The 17,197-nt window shown below is 44.2% G+C and carries 14 protein-coding genes and 1 other RNA gene; 11 read left to right on the top strand and 4 right to left on the bottom strand.

The window, feature by feature from the left end; translation table 11 throughout:
• Window positions 1–134 precede the first annotated feature (134 nt).
• Both MHN81_RS01795 and MHN81_RS01790 read left to right on the top strand, forming a co-directional pair.
• Window positions 135–3,875, top strand: a complete 3,741-nt coding sequence (locus tag MHN81_RS01795; RefSeq protein ID WP_239424887.1) for an ATP-binding protein — start codon at window positions 135–137, stop codon at window positions 3,873–3,875.
• Window positions 3,876–4,778, top strand: coding sequence for a diguanylate cyclase (locus tag MHN81_RS01790; protein ID WP_023400816.1), 903 nt, complete (start codon window positions 3,876–3,878; stop codon window positions 4,776–4,778).
• A 62-nt stretch (window positions 4,779–4,840) separates the two neighbouring features.
• Here the strand turns inward: MHN81_RS01790 and MHN81_RS01785 are convergent, their stop codons facing one another.
• Both MHN81_RS01785 and MHN81_RS01780 read right to left on the bottom strand, forming a co-directional pair.
• Window positions 4,841–5,203: a DUF3192 domain-containing protein gene (locus MHN81_RS01785; RefSeq protein ID WP_023400817.1), complete on the bottom strand. Its 363-nt coding sequence runs from the start codon at window positions 5,201–5,203 to the stop codon at window positions 4,841–4,843.
• Window positions 5,204–5,437: 234 nt separating this feature from the next.
• The gene (locus MHN81_RS01780; protein ID WP_023400818.1) at window positions 5,438–6,385 is read right to left on the bottom strand and encodes a D-2-hydroxyacid dehydrogenase; all 948 of its coding nucleotides are present in this window, start codon (window positions 6,383–6,385) and stop codon (window positions 5,438–5,440) included.
• A 289-nt stretch (window positions 6,386–6,674) separates the two neighbouring features.
• On the opposite strand from MHN81_RS01780, the gene zntR reads away from it, so the two are divergent.
• From zntR to MHN81_RS01765, 3 genes are all read left to right on the top strand, one after another.
• A complete protein-coding gene (zntR, locus tag MHN81_RS01775; protein ID WP_036976883.1) occupies window positions 6,675–7,091 on the top strand; it encodes a Zn(2+)-responsive transcriptional regulator in 417 nt (138 codons plus the stop codon).
• The gene (locus MHN81_RS01770) at window positions 7,075–8,361 is read left to right on the top strand and encodes an SO_0444 family Cu/Zn efflux transporter (RefSeq protein ID WP_239424886.1); all 1,287 of its coding nucleotides are present in this window, start codon (window positions 7,075–7,077) and stop codon (window positions 8,359–8,361) included. The genes zntR and MHN81_RS01770 overlap by 17 nt, the downstream gene beginning before the upstream one ends.
• 94 nt (window positions 8,362–8,455) lie before the next feature.
• Window positions 8,456–9,553 carry a 1-acyl-sn-glycerol-3-phosphate acyltransferase gene (locus MHN81_RS01765; RefSeq protein ID WP_023400821.1) on the top strand — a complete coding sequence of 366 codons (1,098 nt, stop codon included), beginning with the start codon at window positions 8,456–8,458 and terminating at the stop codon, window positions 9,551–9,553.
• A gap of 118 nt (window positions 9,554–9,671) precedes the next feature.
• Here MHN81_RS01765 and ssrS read toward each other — a convergent pair.
• Window positions 9,672–9,854: non-coding RNA, 6S RNA (ssrS, locus tag MHN81_RS01760), on the bottom strand.
• A gap of 274 nt (window positions 9,855–10,128) precedes the next feature.
• On the opposite strand from ssrS, the gene MHN81_RS01755 reads away from it, so the two are divergent.
• The 4 genes from MHN81_RS01755 to MHN81_RS01740 are packed head-to-tail and all read left to right on the top strand — an operon-like array spanning window position 10,129 to window position 14,388.
• Window positions 10,129–10,692, top strand: coding sequence for a UPF0149 family protein (locus tag MHN81_RS01755; RefSeq protein ID WP_023400822.1), 564 nt, complete (start codon window positions 10,129–10,131; stop codon window positions 10,690–10,692).
• A gap of 2 nt (window positions 10,693–10,694) precedes the next feature.
• Complete coding sequence (gene pepP / locus MHN81_RS01750) at window positions 10,695–12,008, top strand: Xaa-Pro aminopeptidase (protein WP_239424885.1); 1,314 nt, start codon at window positions 10,695–10,697, stop codon at window positions 12,006–12,008.
• Between the two features lie 24 nt (window positions 12,009–12,032).
• On the top strand, window positions 12,033–13,211 hold the full coding sequence (gene ubiH, locus MHN81_RS01745; RefSeq protein ID WP_275446902.1) for a 2-octaprenyl-6-methoxyphenyl hydroxylase: 1,179 nt from the start codon (window positions 12,033–12,035) through the stop codon (window positions 13,209–13,211).
• A gap of 10 nt (window positions 13,212–13,221) precedes the next feature.
• Entirely contained in the window at window positions 13,222–14,388 is a 1,167-nt protein-coding gene (locus tag MHN81_RS01740; RefSeq protein WP_023400825.1) for an FAD-dependent oxidoreductase, read from the top strand.
• Window positions 14,389–14,398: 10 nt separating this feature from the next.
• Here MHN81_RS01740 and MHN81_RS01735 read toward each other — a convergent pair whose 3' ends face one another.
• Complete coding sequence (locus tag MHN81_RS01735) at window positions 14,399–15,244, bottom strand: LysR family transcriptional regulator (protein WP_023400826.1); 846 nt, start codon at window positions 15,242–15,244, stop codon at window positions 14,399–14,401.
• Window positions 15,245–15,373: 129 nt separating this feature from the next.
• Here MHN81_RS01735 and MHN81_RS01730 point away from each other — a divergent pair, with 129 nt between their 5' ends.
• A complete protein-coding gene (locus tag MHN81_RS01730; protein ID WP_023400827.1) occupies window positions 15,374–15,946 on the top strand; it encodes a hypothetical protein in 573 nt (190 codons plus the stop codon).
• A 115-nt stretch (window positions 15,947–16,061) separates the two neighbouring features.
• On the top strand, window positions 16,062–17,144 hold the full coding sequence (gene gcvT, locus MHN81_RS01725) for a glycine cleavage system aminomethyltransferase GcvT (protein ID WP_239424884.1): 1,083 nt from the start codon (window positions 16,062–16,064) through the stop codon (window positions 17,142–17,144).
• The last annotated feature ends 53 nt before the right edge of the window (window positions 17,145–17,197 follow it).

Raw genomic sequence — 17,197 nt, 5'->3', positions numbered from 1 at the left:
AGCCCATGTGGTTTTCTGCTGTGCATCGGCTATTTGTGCAAAATAGATTGCAGCCAACGTGAAGCACTTGCTTATCTCAATTGTGCTCGCTACTCTTTCAAAAAAAGATGGAAGCAATTATTACAGGCCCATGAATGGACATTTTGTCAGAGTTCCTGCCACTTAAAACTTACCGAAAATCTATTTGTGTCGCTTTATTGATACCCCTAATTCTTGCAATCGTGCTGTGTTTTCACTTATTCAATATTAAGTTAGAGCGCCAATATGACGTGTATCAGGTGCAGTTTTCAGCGGTATTGGCACAGGTCGATCAAGCTGCGAGTGCCGCAAGTACGGTTATTGGTAGCATTAAAAGAGGTCTTGATACACCGATTAAATATCAACTCGCCAATAATGTGCAGCAGCAAGTGCGCCAGCAGTTGGGATACTATTATCATCGACTGCCTGAGCAGGGGGGGGAATTGGTTGGTCTGGGTACCTACAAGGCTTCGCCTCATATATTGGAGCATTGGTTGCACGTGATGGCGCTGGGCCCTAGCTTTGATACTGCGTTGGCATTGATCAGTGAGCTGGAGGCCGTGGCATACTTTAATGAACATGGCTTTGCCTTTGTAAAGCGCCGAGATGATACACAAAGCCATTTATTGACGGCCATTGTTGAAGGGCGTTTTAGTCCAAGAAAAGGTGTGCTAGCCAACCCTGATAGTAAACAGACTCGGCTTTTCGGCAATACCTATTTTAGTATCGCGCAGCCCATTATCAGCGGTGGTAAATCACACATTATTCTGATTTATAGTGCAGACAAAGTAACTGCATTGCTGGATAAGTTGACCTTCGATGGTGGGGCATTGGCACTGGTCGACGCAAATTCACAAGTTTTGGTACAAAGCAGCCAAGCAACTGTTTTACAAAAAGACCCCATGGTTGAGTATGCAAGGTTATGGCGCGGGGGGGTTGAGCTACAAGGAGCAATTAAAAATGCACCTTACACATTGCGGTTTCAGCAATCAGAAGACGCCTTTGTTGCAGCGGTGTTTGAGGAGGTCATGATTGAACTTGGCTTTTTGACCCTGTTTATTGTGTTCACCTTTTTTACGTTTTTGTGGTTGAACGGGCAAATTTTTATTCGTCCGCTAAAACATTTTGTACACTACCTGACCAAGCAAGACTTAGCAGAAGATCATACGCTCAACTATCCAGTACCAAGTGACTGGCAACCATGGTTTAAAGAAATCAAACAAGTTGTTACTCAAAGACAAGCCTTATTTGAGCAAATGGAAACTCATAATGCGCGTTTAGACGATCAGGTTCAGCGCCAAAGAAAAGCGCTGTCTCGCAGCTTTGAGGCCAAAGAACGCCAAGCTGCCCTGCTCAATACTGTGCTTAATTCAGTGCCGGATCTAATCTATTTTAAAAATATTGATGGTTCATTTATTGGTTGTAATCAGGCATTCGAGCGATTTATTGGGGTGGTGCAAGCGGAACTGGTTGCCAAAGAGCATCAGGAAGTGAGTCAAAAATACTTAGAATTACTCGATCTGGAGCAGGCGATGGAGTTACACAGTATCCCATTGACAGAAACGCTCAACTTCGATGAAAAAGCTTATTTGGTGAGTGTATCTCCTTTGTTTGATGAACAGGGGAGTCGTATCGGTAGTTTAGGCATTGCCCGTGATATAAGTGAACAACAGCAGGCTATGATCGCGCTGCGTGCCTCTGAGCAAAACTTTAAAGCAGCAATTAAACACGCACCAAATGGTATTTTATTGGTCTCAACAGAGTGTGTGATTTTAGAGTTCAATCGTGCTGTTCGTAAACTGCTAGATGGCGTTGAAGTTGGACAGCATTTAAGCGCTTTATTTGATAAAGACGAGCTGGATACACTCAATGGGGTGTTGGCGCAATTATTGGCAGAGCGCAAAGGGGTGAAAGTTCTGAGCTTGTCACAAAGTGAGTCAGCGCTGTGGCTTCAACTGAGTGTGTCACTCGTTTGGGACAAGCAAAAGGTGCCAAAATACTTTGTGATCCATGTGCAAAATGTCACAGCCCTAACTAAGGCTAAGATAGAGGCCGAGCGTGCAAATAGAGCGAAAAGCCGCTTTATTGCCAATATCAGCCATGAGATCCGAACGCCTTTAAATGCGATACTGGGACTGGTGGGGATCTTAAAACCAGGATTAACACGTGCCCAAGACAGTGAAAAGTTAGCGCATATTGAAACCGCAGCGAAACAGCTGCTGACGATGCTGAGCGATATATTAAGCTTCGCTCGCCTCGAAGGGGGAAGAGCTAAACTGCATAGCAAATCATTTACGATATTGAACTTGATGAGCAGTTTAAGTGCGCTGATCCAGCCGTTAAGCGACGCAAAAAACTTAGGCTTGAAATTGCAGGTTGCGGCTAATGTATGGCCGGAATTTGTGGGGGATGAAGCTCGGATCAAGCAAATTCTCGTCAATTTGTTAGGTAATGCGGTTAAATTCACAAGCCAGGGTGAAGTGGGCCTTAGAGTAGAGACAAAATGGAGCAAAGTAGGAGAACAGTGGCTGTCTTTTGCTGTATTTGACACTGGCCCGGGCATTAAAAAAGTGGACCAAAACCGCCTGTTTGACGCATTTACACAAGGAAATGAATCTAGCTCTCGAGAATATGAAGGAATAGGCTTGGGGCTGGCTATTGTAAAACAACAAGTTACTTTATTGGGTGGCAAAATTGAGATCCGCAGCGAAGAAGGAGTTGGAAGCACTTTTGAATTTGAATTGATGTTGAAAACACACGGCCGGACTTATCAGGCCAGTCACAACAACATATGTTTGGTATCAACAAATACACCACCGAGTTATTTATCGACCTATCAAGTCACGCACTTTGCCAATTTTGGTGAGGCACTGGAGCAGTTGGATAAATTTGCGTATATCGCCTGTGATGACATCGAGGAGTTGAGCTATTTGTGTCATCACTTTAGTGATATGGAGTCATCAAGCTGCTCTGGGCTTGTGGTGCCCAATAATTTAAATATGTCGCAATGTGCAAGCCATTCACTTACCACTCTTAGGTTACCTGAGCACATGTTTTACCAGTCGCTGTGTTTATCACCGTTTGAGCAAGGTACAACGTCGACGCCAAGTCATGATCGTTTGGCAAACGCTTTATGTTTGGTGGTTGATGACAATGTACTCAACCTTGATATATCCAAAACGGTTTTGGAGCAACATGGTGCGGTAGTTGTGGCGCTCTCTAGTGCACTGGGTATTTTGGATATTTGCCAAAAACTCAAACCTGATATGGTGCTGATGGATATCTATATGCCACATATTGATGGCTACCAGGCAACTCAAATTATCCGTGAGCAATTAAGTGAAGAGGCATTGCCAATCATTGCGCTAACTGCAAATGCGCATGAACATGAAAAAGAAAAAGCGTTCGAGCATGGCGTTAATGCATTTTTAGTTAAACCCATTTCCCCAGATGACTTATGTGTCGCCTTGCAGCCCTATGTAGGAAATCACCTGCGTGTTTTTGACAAATCGTTTGCTCTGAGACAGCTGATGAATAACTCAGACCTTGTAAAAGCAATGTTGGATAAGTTTGCTAAACTGTGTGATGAGTATGTGCGTGATTTGCAAGCCGTTGATAGCAATGTGCGGTTGGCTGAGATTGCACATAGTATTAAAGGGGCTGCTGGTGGTATTGGGCTGGTGCGTTTAGCCGACTATGCCAAATTGGCCGAGGCAAGCGCTCGCCGTGAAAAGCTGGATAACTCATTAGCTAGTGGACTAAGCAGCACCTCTTTGAATGAGCAGATACGAGATGAGTTAATCTCTTTAATTCAACAAGCTCAACAATTTATTTTATTGGAAGCAAAAGGAAGTTAAATGCAAAAGTCAGCCAATATCTTAGTGTTAGACGGTGATCCTCTCAATCGCGTGGTTTTAGAAAATACATTATCTGATGAGCACTTAGTGATTGGTTGTTCCAATAGTGATCAGGCATTTGAACGCTTATTGCAAACACGCTTTGACCTGATCATTGTGGATATTTTAATGCCTGATGATGAAGGCCTTGATTTTCTGTTACAGCTCAAAGCAGATCCCAGTAGCTATCAAATTCCGGTGATAGTCATTTCAGCTAGTAATAGCTATCAAGATGAAGCTCGTGGACTGATGTTGGGCGCGGTGGATTATATTGTTAAGCCGTTTAGCCCAAATATCGTCAAAGCGCGGATAAAAATTCATTTGGCAATTAAGCAAAAGAATGACTTGCTTGAGCGTTTAGCAAATATCGATGGATTAACCGAAATTCCGAATCGTAGAGCATTAGATGAGACCCTTGCTCAGCTTTGGTATCAAAGTCGGGATCAACACGTGCCACTATCAATTTTGCTGGTGGATATAGATTATTATAAAGAATACAACGACAGTTGTGGGTTCAGTGCTGGCGATGAGTGCTTGGTAAAAGTTGCCAAGGTACTGGAAGGTATCACACAAAAAGTAGAAGGGTTTGTCGCGCGCTACGATGGCGTGCGGTTTGTTGCACTGATGAATAAACGCAATGCCGATCAAGCTCTATCTCTGGCTGCGGCTATGCATCAAGCGGTGGATGCTTTGTCAATTCCTCATCCAAGCTCACCCATTTGTGCGCATGTAACGATTAGCATTGGTGTGGTCCATGTCAAAGAAGATTTTTCCGGTGATCACCAAGATAGTTTGAAGCAAGCGGATGAAGCTTTGCTACAAGCACACCAATTGCAAGAGCGAGTAGTATTGGTCAACCGCTAATAGTAATCCAAATGAAAAAGCCGCGAGATGCGGCTTGAGCAGGGAAATGTATAAATAATTGATTACAGGTAAGTGTCTACTGCCGACTGACCAAAACCAACGAGTTGGTTGTTTTTAAACACCAATGGTGTGCATTCGTCTTTGGTGATTTGACCATCAGCGTGTTTTCTGTTTGTAGCAAAGTACAGGACCTGATATGTGTGGCCGTCTTTTGATACTGCTTCGTTGAAGTCTGGCGTGCCAAATTCTTTAGTGACTTCTTTATAGCTAGTACCCAGAGCGAGTTCGCTGATCTTATCTCTATTTTCTTGGTGTTTTGCAGGCCAGCTATTGTAGTGACGCATTTCACCGTCAGACACGGCAACGATACAACCAGACAGTAATGTAGTGCTTAAAAGCGCAGTAGCAACAAGTAATTTTTTCATTGTGTTATCCTCATGACCTGATGTGTACAGTCATCATCAAGTTTTATCCTATTTTTTACTTACCTTAACTTTAGCAATTGTTTTGCCAGTTTTTTTGTGTTTAAAAATCAATGGGTTATGGCTTTTCTGGAAGGGTGGATATGAGTTTTACACTAAATAGTAACAATAATGAATAAAATGTGGTGTTTTAAGCCACTTTTATTGAGTGGCCTAAAATGCAGTGCGTTTGTCGGGTTAAACTACACGGTTATGTTGTCCACCATTCAAATAGCTGGTGATGTTTTCAGCGATACCAAGAATTAATCGGGTGATTGACTCTTGACTGGCCCATGCGGTGTGTGGGGTCAACATTAGATTGTCGCCTTGATACTTGATCAATGGATTATCGGCATCGGCAGGTTCAACCGAAAGCACATCAACACCTGCTGCGGCGATTTGATTGTTAGCGAGTGCATCAGCGAGAGCTTGCTCATTGACAATGCCGCCACGTGCTGTATTGATAAGAATGGCGTGTTTTGGCAACAGTGAAAGTGTCTCAACGTTAAACAAGTCTTCAGTTTGTGGTGTGAGTGGGCAGTGAATTGAAACGATATCAGCGATCTTCATTGCATCTTCAAATGCCATACGGCCATTACGTGTTGCTTTGCTATTTGGGCGCTCAGCAATGATCACTTTGGCACCAAATGCCTCAGCGACTTTAGCAGTTGCTTGGCCAAGGTTACCATAGCCGACGATAACAAAACGTTTATTGGCAATATCATTAATGCTGTGATCTAGACGGCAAAACATTTTGCTTTTTTGCCAAGTACCTTGTTTGGTATCTGCGGCGTAGCGATGAATATTGCTCATGAGGTTACCTAGCAAGGTAAAGGTGTGCTGAACGACAGAAGGGGTTGAGTATCCGGCAACATTAGTGACAGCAATGCCTGCGTCTTTTGCCGCGACCAGATCAATATTGTTGGTGCCTGTGGCAGCAACACAGATTAACTTTAATTCAGGTGCTATTGCAAAGTGAGTACTATTCAACTGAACTTTATTAGAGACAATGATATTTGCCTGTTGAATGCGGCTGTCGACCTCACAGGGGCTGGTGTACTCATAGGTGGTTACAGTGCCAAATTCGTGAAGTGGAGAAAGGTCGACGCCGGCCAAAGTAGCGGCATCCAAAACAACAATATTCATATTTTTATCTCGTTATTGACTTTGGAGTTAACTCCAAGGTTTATACTCTTTATTAGTGATGAAATTGACGAAATGGTGGCGGTGAATTTTAGCGCCTACTTAATTGGTGGGCATTAAACGCGCTCGTTCACGACACCATTTGCAGAGTTCATGTGTGTGCGTTCAGCAAATAGCAAACGCCAGTGTATCACTTTTAGCACTTAAATTTGATTTATTGTGGCTAACAGGTTGCACGGGCTTAAGAGCGTCAGCTGACTTTATCGTGTTAACTGAGTGGATAACTATGGCGATGTATCGAATAGGGCAACTTGCAAAGTTGTTAGACGTGTCAACGGATACGCTGAGATATTACGAGCAACAAGAGTTATTGGTTGCCAATGAAAGAAGTGCGGCGGGCTATCGTCTATATGATAAACAGGCAGTTGATAGGCTGCGGTTTATTATTCGCGCAAAGGAAGTCGGGTTTAATCTCAAAGATATTCAAGAATTATTGAGTATCAAGATTGATAAACAATTATATCGCTGTGAAGAAGTAAAAACCCTGACTTTACAAAAGCGAGATTGGGTTCGTGAAAAAATTTCGGAGCTGAGTATGTTTGAACGTTCATTGACTTTACTCGCTGATCAATGTTGTGGTGGTGATGAACCCGCAAACGCCTGTTCAATTTTAACGGCACTGGAGGATTTAGATGACACTCATCAGTAACTTTTGGCAATTATTTGTAATTTCAGCACCTTGGTTGATGCTGGGGTTATTACTGGCTGGTTTACTTAATGTATTTATTCCAAAAGACTTTTTACAACGTCATTTAGGTAAAGAGGGATTGTGGACGACTGTTAAAGCGGCATTGATCGGTGCGCCTATGCCACTGTGTTCCTGTGGTGTGATCCCTGCTGCCATTGGGTTGCGACGCGCGGGTGGGTCGAAAAGTGCTACTACCGCATTTTTAGTGTCAACGCCAGAAACCGGCGTGGATTCTATTTCTGTATCGTACGCTATGTTGGGGCCTTTTATGGCTGTTATTCGACCAATTGCTGCGGTAGCCAGCGCGATCACGGCGGGGTTATTGGTTGGCAGAGACAGCACTGAGTTGTCTGGGAACGCGCAGCATTGTGATAAGCAACCACAAGCGACGTCGTGTTGCTCTAAAGCTTTGCAAGCGACTCCTAAACCCCAAGTTTCTTGTTGTTCTCAGGAACAGGGAGCTGTCGCGGAAGCTGCACCTGTTTGCGCTGAGCAAGTGTCGGAACCTGTAACAACTTGCTGTAGCACTGAAAGTAGCCCAACCAAACAGCTTGGTGCGCACAGTCATGAACACATTGAGCAGGATCATCAGACCAACTGTTGCTCTAGAGAAGATAAAATAGACCAATCAGAAGTAAGTGCTTGCTGCTCTTCTCAAAGCAAACCCAAGGACGGCTTGCCTACCAAGCTCTGGCAAGCAGTCAAATTTAGTTGTAACAAGCTATTATCTGATACTATGGTTTGGCTTCTAATTGGTATATTCTTCGCAGCATTAGTCCAAACATATGTACCGACCGAGTTTTTAGCTCAATGGGGTAACGGTATATTGGCCATGATAGTGGTCATATTGATCAGTATTCCCATGTATATTTGTGCGACGGCTTCGACGCCTATTGCTGCAGGACTGCTGCTCGCTGGGGTGTCGCCGGGAGCAGTGTTAGTCTTTATGTTAGCGGGGCCTGCAACAAATGTAGCGACCATTGGGGTGGTTGCAAAAGAGCTAGGACGTCGAGCTGTAGCTGCATATATTACAGCTGTGATTGGAGTCGCTATTTTGTTTGGTTTTTTAACGGACTATCTCGTTTTGCAATTTGGTTTTGAAGTGGCCGCAATGGCAGGGCATCAGCATGAAGTATTGCCAAGTTGGCTGAGTCAAGTCTGTGCCATTTTACTTGCGGTGTTGATGCTGCGTTTATTCGCGAAAGATTTCAAACAACGTCTGACAACCTAGTGTGGTCAGACTTGATATTCTTAGCATCCGGGTAAAGAGCGAGATAGAATAGGCCGTTTTTTTGTCACACGCCTAGATCAGTAAGAGTAATTTAGTGGATAAATACGCAGATATCAGACCTTATAATGATGATGAAGTGCCCGCGGCCCTAGACAGGCTATTGGCCGACGAACAGTTTTTAGATGTTATTGCCGAACATAACCTACCAAAATGGATAGCGTCTTTTGCCGCTATTAGCAGGCCTTTGGTAAAAGCGAGACTCAAGTCTAAATGGAAAACTGTCAATAATGTTGAAGCGGTTCAAAATGAGGTGGCGCAATATTTGTCTATGTTGGTTGAGCGCACCACTTCCAAAGTTACCTATTCTGGGCTTGAGCGTTTAGATAAAAATGCCGCATATTTGTTTATTTCTAATCACCGCGATATCGTGTTAGATCCCGCGTTGGTTAACTGGGGATTGCACCAGAACAATTTACCGACGGTACGCATTGCAATTGGTGATAACTTGTTGCAAGTCCCTTATATTACCGAGTTGATGCGCTTGAATAAGAGCTTTATTGTAAAGCGCTCAGCAAAAGCGCCAAAAGAAATGCTCAAAGCGCTGTCGCAGTTATCAGGTTACATTTATGACTCACTGCAAGAAGGTAATTCGATTTGGATTGCGCAAAAAGAAGGCCGTGCAAAAGATGGTATTGACTATACCGACCCTGCACTATTAAAAATGCTGCAGCTTCAGGGCAGGCGCTTAAAAGAACCATTTGCTGATTACGTGCGAAAGCTAAAGGTAGTGCCAGTATCAATTTCTTATCAATACGAGCCATGTGCACTGGCAAAAGCCAAAGAGCTGTATCACAAGCAGCAGTTTGGTGAGTATCAAAAGGAAGAAGGCGAAGATATCAAGAGTATCATTGATGGATTTAGCGCTGATAAAGGCAATGTCCATGTCGCATTTGGGACACCAATTGAGGATGATTTTGAAACGCCAGAGGAGTTGGCGCAAATCATCGACAAGCAAATCATTGATAACTATTACTTGCATTCAACAAACTATTTAGCAGCGGGCGAACAAGCAAATAGCAGCAGTGAAGAAACTGAGCGTTTCAAGCAAAATATTGAGACACTTCCAAACGAGCTAAAAGAGTTTGTTTTGTCTATGTATGCGCAGCCAGTGAAGCGTAAGTCATCTATATAGACAATAGAAAATCAGTGTAAATAGTGAGCCCATAGGATGATGTTCTGTGGGTTTTTTTATGTATTCGGAAAAAGGAATAAGTCAGGCGGACTTTATGCGGGTTTTGATGGCAGATTAAGGTGTCCCCGGCTGCGCGGATGCGGATGTAAGTCCTTGAACCCTAAGGTTCAAGGCGGAAGGCAACAACCCACCGTAGGCTTCTCGGTACCTGCCAAGCTTGCGCAAAAGTGAATAAACTGCATTCCTAAAAAAAGTTTATCGGCTCAGGGACATAATCCACTGTCCGGCGAGCTAGGGAACAACTTTAGTATATAAGACAACACCGAATGCTTAAACCATAAAATGAAAAAATCTTACTTATTTGCTGGCAAAATCATCTACTGAGTATTGGCTGCTCAACTTTTGCTTTTTTTCCATACACACGACCTACATTCTATGTTCGAAAACTATCTATGTATTTGTTGGCAAACTGCTAGAACTGTGGGGTTTTTTCCCTACAGATAAGACAATGCATTGTAGTTGCTATACTTCGAATGTTAGCATTAACCTTATCAAGTGAATGAGAATTAAGCCTTATGATCGAATTAAAAGATTACCAGCAAGCACAGTTACTACTCGAAAAACACGGCATCTTTGTCGCACCAGCAGAAGTTCATGGCACCATTAGTGGCATTTTGGCCTGTGGCTTGAGTATTGATGATAAAGAATACTTAGGTTTGCTCAGTGATGTATTCAATGACGGCCAAGCTTTCGGTGTTGAACTTAAAGGGTTTTTAGCAGAGTTATACAAGCTTGTGGTAGAGCGTTTTAATGATCCTGAACACACTTTTGAAGTCTATTTGCCAAATGGCGATGAAGCACTTATCGATCAAGCCAACGCGTTAGTTTCTTGGGTTTCAGGGTTTTTGCTTGGCTTTGGTCTAAAGCAGAAAGACTATGGTAAGTTGTCTGATGATGTAAAAGAAGTGATCAGTGACTTCAGTGAGATCACTAAGCTTGATACGCATTTCGATGATACAGAGGAAGACCAACAAGCATTTCATGAAGTGGTCGAGTATATTCGTGTTTCTGCGCTTTTATGCTTTGCAGAGATGGGCAGAGAGCAAGGAAATGGCGCAACATCAAAAACAGTGCACTAATTATGATAAAAAATGAAGAGTTTGTAGCACGTCGCGCGCGACTGCTAAACAGCCTAGATAACAATGCGGTGGCGATTATCCCTGCGGCTGCTGAAATTACCCGCAGTCGCGACACTGAGTTTCCATTTCGCCAAGACAGCGACTTTTTTTACTTAACGGGTTTCAAAGAGCCGGATGCCGTTCTGGTACTACATAAAGATAAAGCAGGCAGTGGCCGTACTATCTTATTTTGCCGTAATAAAGACAAACTTGCCGAGATCTGGCATGGCAGACGAGTGGGCTTTGAAATGGCCAAATCCCAGTTTGCCATGGATGAAACTTATGCTTTAACTGACTTAGATGACGAATTGTTAGCATTGGTGAATGGCTGTGCAACCTTGTACTTTGGTCAGGGAACTTACCCCCTATTTGATGACAAGGTGTGGAGCTTGTTAAGCACATTGCGCGGTGCGCCGAAAAAAGGCTATAAAGCACCAGAAACCATCAAGGATATCCGTCCCTTGGTGCATGAAATGCGTTTGTTTAAGTCAGACAATGAAATTGCCGTGATGCGCAAGGCGGCACAAATTAGCGCACAGGCGCATGTGCGAGCGATGCAATTTGCTAAGCCTGACGCCACTGAATATCAATTAGAAGCTGAAATACACCACCACTACGCAATGAATGGCGCCCGCTACCCAGCATATGGCACCATTGTTGGCTCAGGTAACAATGCCAATATATTGCATTACACTGAAAATAGTGATGCGTTAAAGTCGGGGGATTTGATCTTGATCGACTCCGGGTGTGAATTGGAAGGGTATGCTGCTGACATAACACGGACTTTCCCGGTTAGTGGTCAGTTTAGCGCGGCGCAAACTGAGATATATAACTTAGTACTCAAAGCGCAATTGGCAGCATTTGAAGAAGTGAAACCGGGTGGTACTTTAGTTAAAGCCAACAAACAGGTTGTGCGTGTTTTAACTGAAGGCCTAATTGAACTGGGTATCCTTTCAGGCACCGTTGACGAGTTGATCGAAGCACAGGCTTGCAAAGCATTTTATATGCATGGTGTAGGTCACTGGCTCGGTTTAGACGTGCATGATGTTGGCGAGTATAAGCTGGATGAAGCAGATCGACCATTTGAAGCGGGCATGGTCTTGACCATTGAGCCCGGCTTATATTTCGATGAAGATGCTGAAGTACCAGCACAGTACAAAGGCATTGGCGTGCGCATTGAGGATGATTTACTGATCACGCAAAATGGCCATGAAAACTTAACTGTTGATGTGCCAAAATCGATAGCAGAGATTGAAGCGCTGATGCAAAAAGCCTAACTGCAAGAATTGGGAGTATCAGGCTTGCAACAATTCGACGTACTTATTGTCGGTGGTGGCATGGCAGGTGCCACTGCTGCCGTCAGTATTAAAAAACAAATTCCCAACTGCCGTATAGCTGTGGTGGAAGCATTTGCCCCTAAAGCGCAAAGCCACCCAAGTTTTGACGATCGCTGCATAGCGCTGGCTGAGCAATCCGTTGATTACTTGAGCCAGCTTAACCTCTTTAATAAAACCTGGTCTTTTGCCGAGCCAATCTTAAAGGTCAATGTGTCTGATAGAGGCCATTTTGGAAAAGCGTCGATCACACCTCAAGAGTATCAAGTTGATGCACTGGGCTATGTGGTAGAAGTGAATCCATATGGTCAATTCTTGCACCAGCAATTGCAAAGCCAAGACATTACTTTGTTTTGTCCTGCAAAGGTCAACTCACTAGTGCAGCATTTAGACTGTGTTGAAGTGACACTCGATAGTGATGAAGCCGTAAAATTACAGGCAAAACTGCTGGTGGTTGCCGATGGGGCACAATCACCGACACGAGATTTAATAAATCTCGAGTTTGACAGCTTTCCATATGAGCAAGGGGCATTAATTGCCAATGTGAAAGTGTCGCCTGAGCATCAGGGTCAAGCTTTTGAACGTTTTACATCACAGGGGCCTATTGCGCTGTTACCGATGAGCGAAGGTCGTTTCTCGGTAGCGTGGTGCATGAATCAAAGTGCGCTTGAGGAAGTCTTAGCGCTTGATGATAGTCAGTTTTTAATGCGTCTACAGCAAGAGTTTGGCTATCGTGGCGGCCTGTTTGAAGCGGTGGGTACACGCAGTCGTTATCCGCTGGTTCATGGCCGTATCTCTAGTGTGGTGCATCATCGAGTGGTGGTGATAGGTAATGCCGCTCACGCCATTCACCCGATTGCTGGTCAGGGCTTTAACCTTGGTATGCGTGATATTCAATGTTTAGTCACACAGTTACAGGCAACAGCGCTCGATAGCTGGGGTGATCATGGATTTACCCATGCGTATAAAGTCGCCAGAGATCAAGACATCGGGCGTGTGATGACTTTGACTGATGGCCTTGTGAGGCTATTTTCTAACGAGTCTCGCAGTATCGCTTTTGGACGTAGTTGCGGCTTGATGATGATCAGTCTGTTTCCCAATTTAAAAATGCCATTGGCTAGACAGCTAATGGGCCGAGTGCAATAGAGGAGCTCTCATGCAGCAAGTGCAAGTATGTATAGTCGGTGGAGGCTGTATTGGATTAACGCTGGCATTGGGTTTAGCACGACAAGGTATTTCAGTGATGGTGCTTGACGCTGGCACTGCGCCACAGCCATTAACTGAAGACTACAGTGTGCGGGTGAGTGCGATTAGTCTTGCCAGTCAGCAATTATTTGAATCACTGGATGTTTGGCAGGATATCTTTGCCAGTAGAGCAACACCTTATACCGCAATGGATGTCAGAGATGCGGACAGCTTTGGCAAAATAGCATTTGATGCGCAAGCTTTACAGCTCCCCGAGCTTGGTCACATCATTGAAAACGATGGTATTCGCTACGCACTGTACAATAAGTTACAAGCATTTGAACATGTCACGCTGGCGTTTGAAAGTCGCTATCAAACGATTCATCAAACCGATACTGACGTATTGATCACCTTAGCGTCAGGTATGCCGGTGATGAGCAAGCTGCTGGTGGCTGCCGATGGCGCAAACTCTGGGGTGCGTAAGTTATTTGATATGCCGCTGAGCTTTTGGGATTACGACCACCATGCAATTGTAGCTACGGTCAAAACAGATTGTACCCATCAGCATACGGCGCGTCAGGTATTTTTACCAACAGGCCCATTGGCGTTTTTACCATTGCGCGAAGAGACTATGCATTCAATTGTTTGGTCGACGTCTCCTGAGCATGCAAAACAGCTTATGGCGCAAAGCCCTAGCGAATTCAATAAGTCGTTATCTGTCGCTATAGATATGCAATGTGGGCTGTGTGAAGTACAAAGTGACAGAGCGGTGTTTCCACTTACCATGCGATATGCACAGCAATGGTTAAAAGGTCGCGTAGTATTAATGGGGGATGCTGCCCATACCATTCACCCACTTGCGGGTTTGGGCATGAACTTAGGCTTAAAAGATGCAGCTCATTTAATTCAAGCGCTGGGTGAGCAAAGTCAGGAATTTGCTGCGCACAAAGTACTCAGGGAGTACGAACGAGCGCGTAAATTGGATGCACAAAAGCATATAGCTATGATGCAAGGCCTCAAAGATTTATTTGAAGGTGCACACCCGGCGAAAAAGCTCATCCGAGGCCTGGGCTTGAGCCTAGTTGATAACTTAGGCCCGATCAAAAACCTGTTTGTAAAGCAGGCTGTAGGGCAGTAAAGTTGCTGCGTTACGACAATCGTAACGCGATAAACTCAGCGAGTTTGTTTACTGCATGGGCAGACTCCTGAGTATTTTTAATTAAACTGATCCCTATTTCGCCAAGCATCGGTAAGTCAGGGGTATATTCTTGATAAGACAATTCACTTGGTACGGTGTTTTTGGCCAAAACCGTGATCCCCAATCCTTCGTTTAACGCCGCAGTCAGGCCGGTTAAGTCTGCATTGCTGTATACGATGCGAAAAGGCCGGCCGCTCTGTTGCAGCGCTTCAATGGCACGACGTCGATAAATACAGCCCTCCGGCGCGGTGACTAAGGTGATGACATCTTTTTTGGCAAGGGTTAAGTCGCCAACCCAGACCAGTTGATCGCGCATAAATATTGGGTGGGTTACAGATTCTAACTCTTCATTTAACGCCAAAACCAAATCAAATTGATCTTGCCTTGATACTGAGAGTAAATGCTTACTTAATCTTGACTTCACTTCTAAAGCCACATCTGGGTAAAGAGACACAAAATCGCCGATGATGGCAGGTAGAATTCGTGCGGCAAACTCACTGGGGATCCCTAAGCGCACACGACCCGTGACGCTTTCAGATGTAAATTGCTGCAAAATGGCATCATTGTATTGCAACATCTGCTTTGCTTGTGGCAGGAGTAGCTCGCCGTATTGATTGAGCACTTGGCGCTGGCCTTGTTTTTTAAACAATTTACATCCAAGTAAATCTTCTAGGCGCCGGATCTGCAAACTTACCGCTGGTTGGGACAAGCCGAGCAATTCACCTGCTTTTGCAAAACCTCCGACCTCTACAACCGTGACAAGTGTCCGTAGGCCATCAATTGATAAGTTCTTCATATTTAAAAAAGCTATTTATAAATCTTGAATACATTAATATTATTTATCAATTGATAAATAATTACAATTTGTTGTTGGTTATCTGCCACCCTATACTTTTGTCCATCTTAATTTCACTAAGGTGGTTGTATGACGTTTTCTCCGATAATTTTTGCCAAACACCGTCAAGGGACTGTACCAGCAAAGAATGCTTACAGTGCACTGGCAGGTCAAGTGGTATTAGATTTTAGTGGCTTTGAAACGACGCCTTTCCTTAATCAAGAGCTTGGGATCAATTTAAATAAGTTGATAGCGCCTGGGCTTGGTATTCAAGGCACATTTGCCAATGGTCACCGTTATGCGGTTTACTACTTTAGTGAGACAGCTTATCGCTTTATTTTGGATCAAGACGCTGCACTAACCTTACAAGCGTTAGTTGAACAGCATGAGCACGAGTACGATATTGAACTTGTACGTCGAGAAGACCTAGTTATCGCACAGCTCAGTGGAAATGCTGCATTTGATTCATTATTAACGAACTTTTCGCTCACACCTGGCATAGGCATTTCTGACCTACAGGCTTGTTATGGCAAACAAAGTGGTGATGTATTCATCACAACTTTACTGCAAGATGGTGTACAGCAGCATCAACTTATCGCGCAGCAAGACCCACTTTCAGCGTGGCAAAAAAAGCTCAGCGCAGAAGGTTTTTGCGTAAATTAATTCCGTGCATTTGAGCTGGTCACCGGCTCAAGATTAACCCCTTCGAGGTTTTTACCTCGATTATATGTAAAGCACCTAAAGTGACTTACATAACACAAAAAAGTGAAGGACAAGTATGACTTCTAAAACAGTACTACATGCTAAGCACCTAGAAGCAGGCGCTAAAATGGTTGATTTCCACGGTTGGGAAATGCCAATCAACTACGGTTCACAAATCGAAGAGCACCACGCAGTACGTCAAGATGCGGGTATGTTTGACGTATCGCACATGACCATTGTGGATGTTAAAGGTGCTGACGCACAAGCATTCTTACGCAAGCTTGTAGCAAACGATGTTGCAAAACTGACTGTGCCTGGTAAAGCGCTATATACTGGCATGTTGAATGAGCAAGGTGGTGTTATTGACGACCTTATCATCTACTTCTTCACAGAAACGGATTATCGTCTAGTTGTAAACTCTGCAACGCGTGAAAAAGACCTTGCACACATTGGTGCAGTGGCCGCTGATTTTGAAGTGACAGTCACTGAGCGTCCAGAGTACGCAATGATTGCAGTACAGGGCCCAAATGCAAAAGAAAAAACAGCGACTATCTTAAATGATGAGCAGCGTGCAGCAGTTGAAGGCATGAAGCCATTCTTTGGTGTTCAAGCTGGAAAACTATTCATTGCAACAACCGGTTATACTGGTGAAGCAGGTTACGAAATCGTCGTTCATAACGACGATGCAGCAGAACTTTGGCAGCAATTACTGGACGCAGGTGTGCGTCCGGCTGGCTTAGGTGCACGTGATACGCTACGTTTAGAAGCGGGCATGAACTTGTACGGCTCTGATATGGATGAAACGGTTTCTCCACTGGCTGCTAATATGGCTTGGACCATTGCTTGGGAACCAGAAGATCGTGATTTCATTGGCCGTAAAGTAGTTGAGCAACAACGTGCTGATAAGAGCACTGATAAGCTGGTTGGCTTGGTGCTTGAAAGCAAAGGTGTATTGCGCGGTGGCTCTAAAGTTATCGTAGAAGGTGGCGAAGGTGTTATAACTTCTGGTACATTCTCTCCGACTTTAGGTTTTAGCGTGGCGTTGGCACGTGTTCCTCGTTCAACTGGGGAAACTGCACAAGTTGAAATGCGCAAAAAGCTAGTAGACGTTAAAGTTGTGAAGCCTAGCTTCGTACGTAACGGTAAGTCAGTGATCTAAGATCATTGTAACGAGTAGAATTATGGGCGGTTGCCCAACTAAAACGACCAAAG

The sequence above is a fragment of the Pseudoalteromonas sp. Of7M-16 genome, from assembly GCF_022347805.1.
GTDB lineage: Bacteria > Pseudomonadota > Gammaproteobacteria > Enterobacterales > Alteromonadaceae > Pseudoalteromonas > Pseudoalteromonas luteoviolacea_F.
The sequence above is the reverse complement of the archived record's forward strand: the minus strand, read 5'-3'. Positions and strand labels throughout refer to the sequence as shown.

Coding starts and splice junctions, on each gene's coding strand:
- MHN81_RS01795 (WP_239424887.1), top strand. CDS start 135: ATGGACATTTTGTCAGAGTTCCTGCCACTTAAAACTTACCGAAAATCT.
- MHN81_RS01790 (WP_023400816.1), top strand. CDS start 3,876: ATGCAAAAGTCAGCCAATATCTTAGTGTTAGACGGTGATCCTCTCAAT.
- MHN81_RS01785 (WP_023400817.1), bottom strand. CDS start 5,203: ATGAAAAAATTACTTGTTGCTACTGCGCTTTTAAGCACTACATTACTG.
- MHN81_RS01780 (WP_023400818.1), bottom strand. CDS start 6,385: ATGAATATTGTTGTTTTGGATGCCGCTACTTTGGCCGGCGTCGACCTT.
- zntR (WP_036976883.1), top strand. CDS start 6,675: ATGTATCGAATAGGGCAACTTGCAAAGTTGTTAGACGTGTCAACGGAT.
- MHN81_RS01770 (WP_239424886.1), top strand. CDS start 7,075: ATGACACTCATCAGTAACTTTTGGCAATTATTTGTAATTTCAGCACCT.
- MHN81_RS01755 (WP_023400822.1), top strand. CDS start 10,129: ATGATCGAATTAAAAGATTACCAGCAAGCACAGTTACTACTCGAAAAA.
- pepP (WP_239424885.1), top strand. CDS start 10,695: ATGATAAAAAATGAAGAGTTTGTAGCACGTCGCGCGCGACTGCTAAAC.
- MHN81_RS01740 (WP_023400825.1), top strand. CDS start 13,222: ATGCAGCAAGTGCAAGTATGTATAGTCGGTGGAGGCTGTATTGGATTA.
- MHN81_RS01735 (WP_023400826.1), bottom strand. CDS start 15,244: ATGAAGAACTTATCAATTGATGGCCTACGGACACTTGTCACGGTTGTA.
- MHN81_RS01730 (WP_023400827.1), top strand. CDS start 15,374: ATGACGTTTTCTCCGATAATTTTTGCCAAACACCGTCAAGGGACTGTA.
- gcvT (WP_239424884.1), top strand. CDS start 16,062: ATGACTTCTAAAACAGTACTACATGCTAAGCACCTAGAAGCAGGCGCT.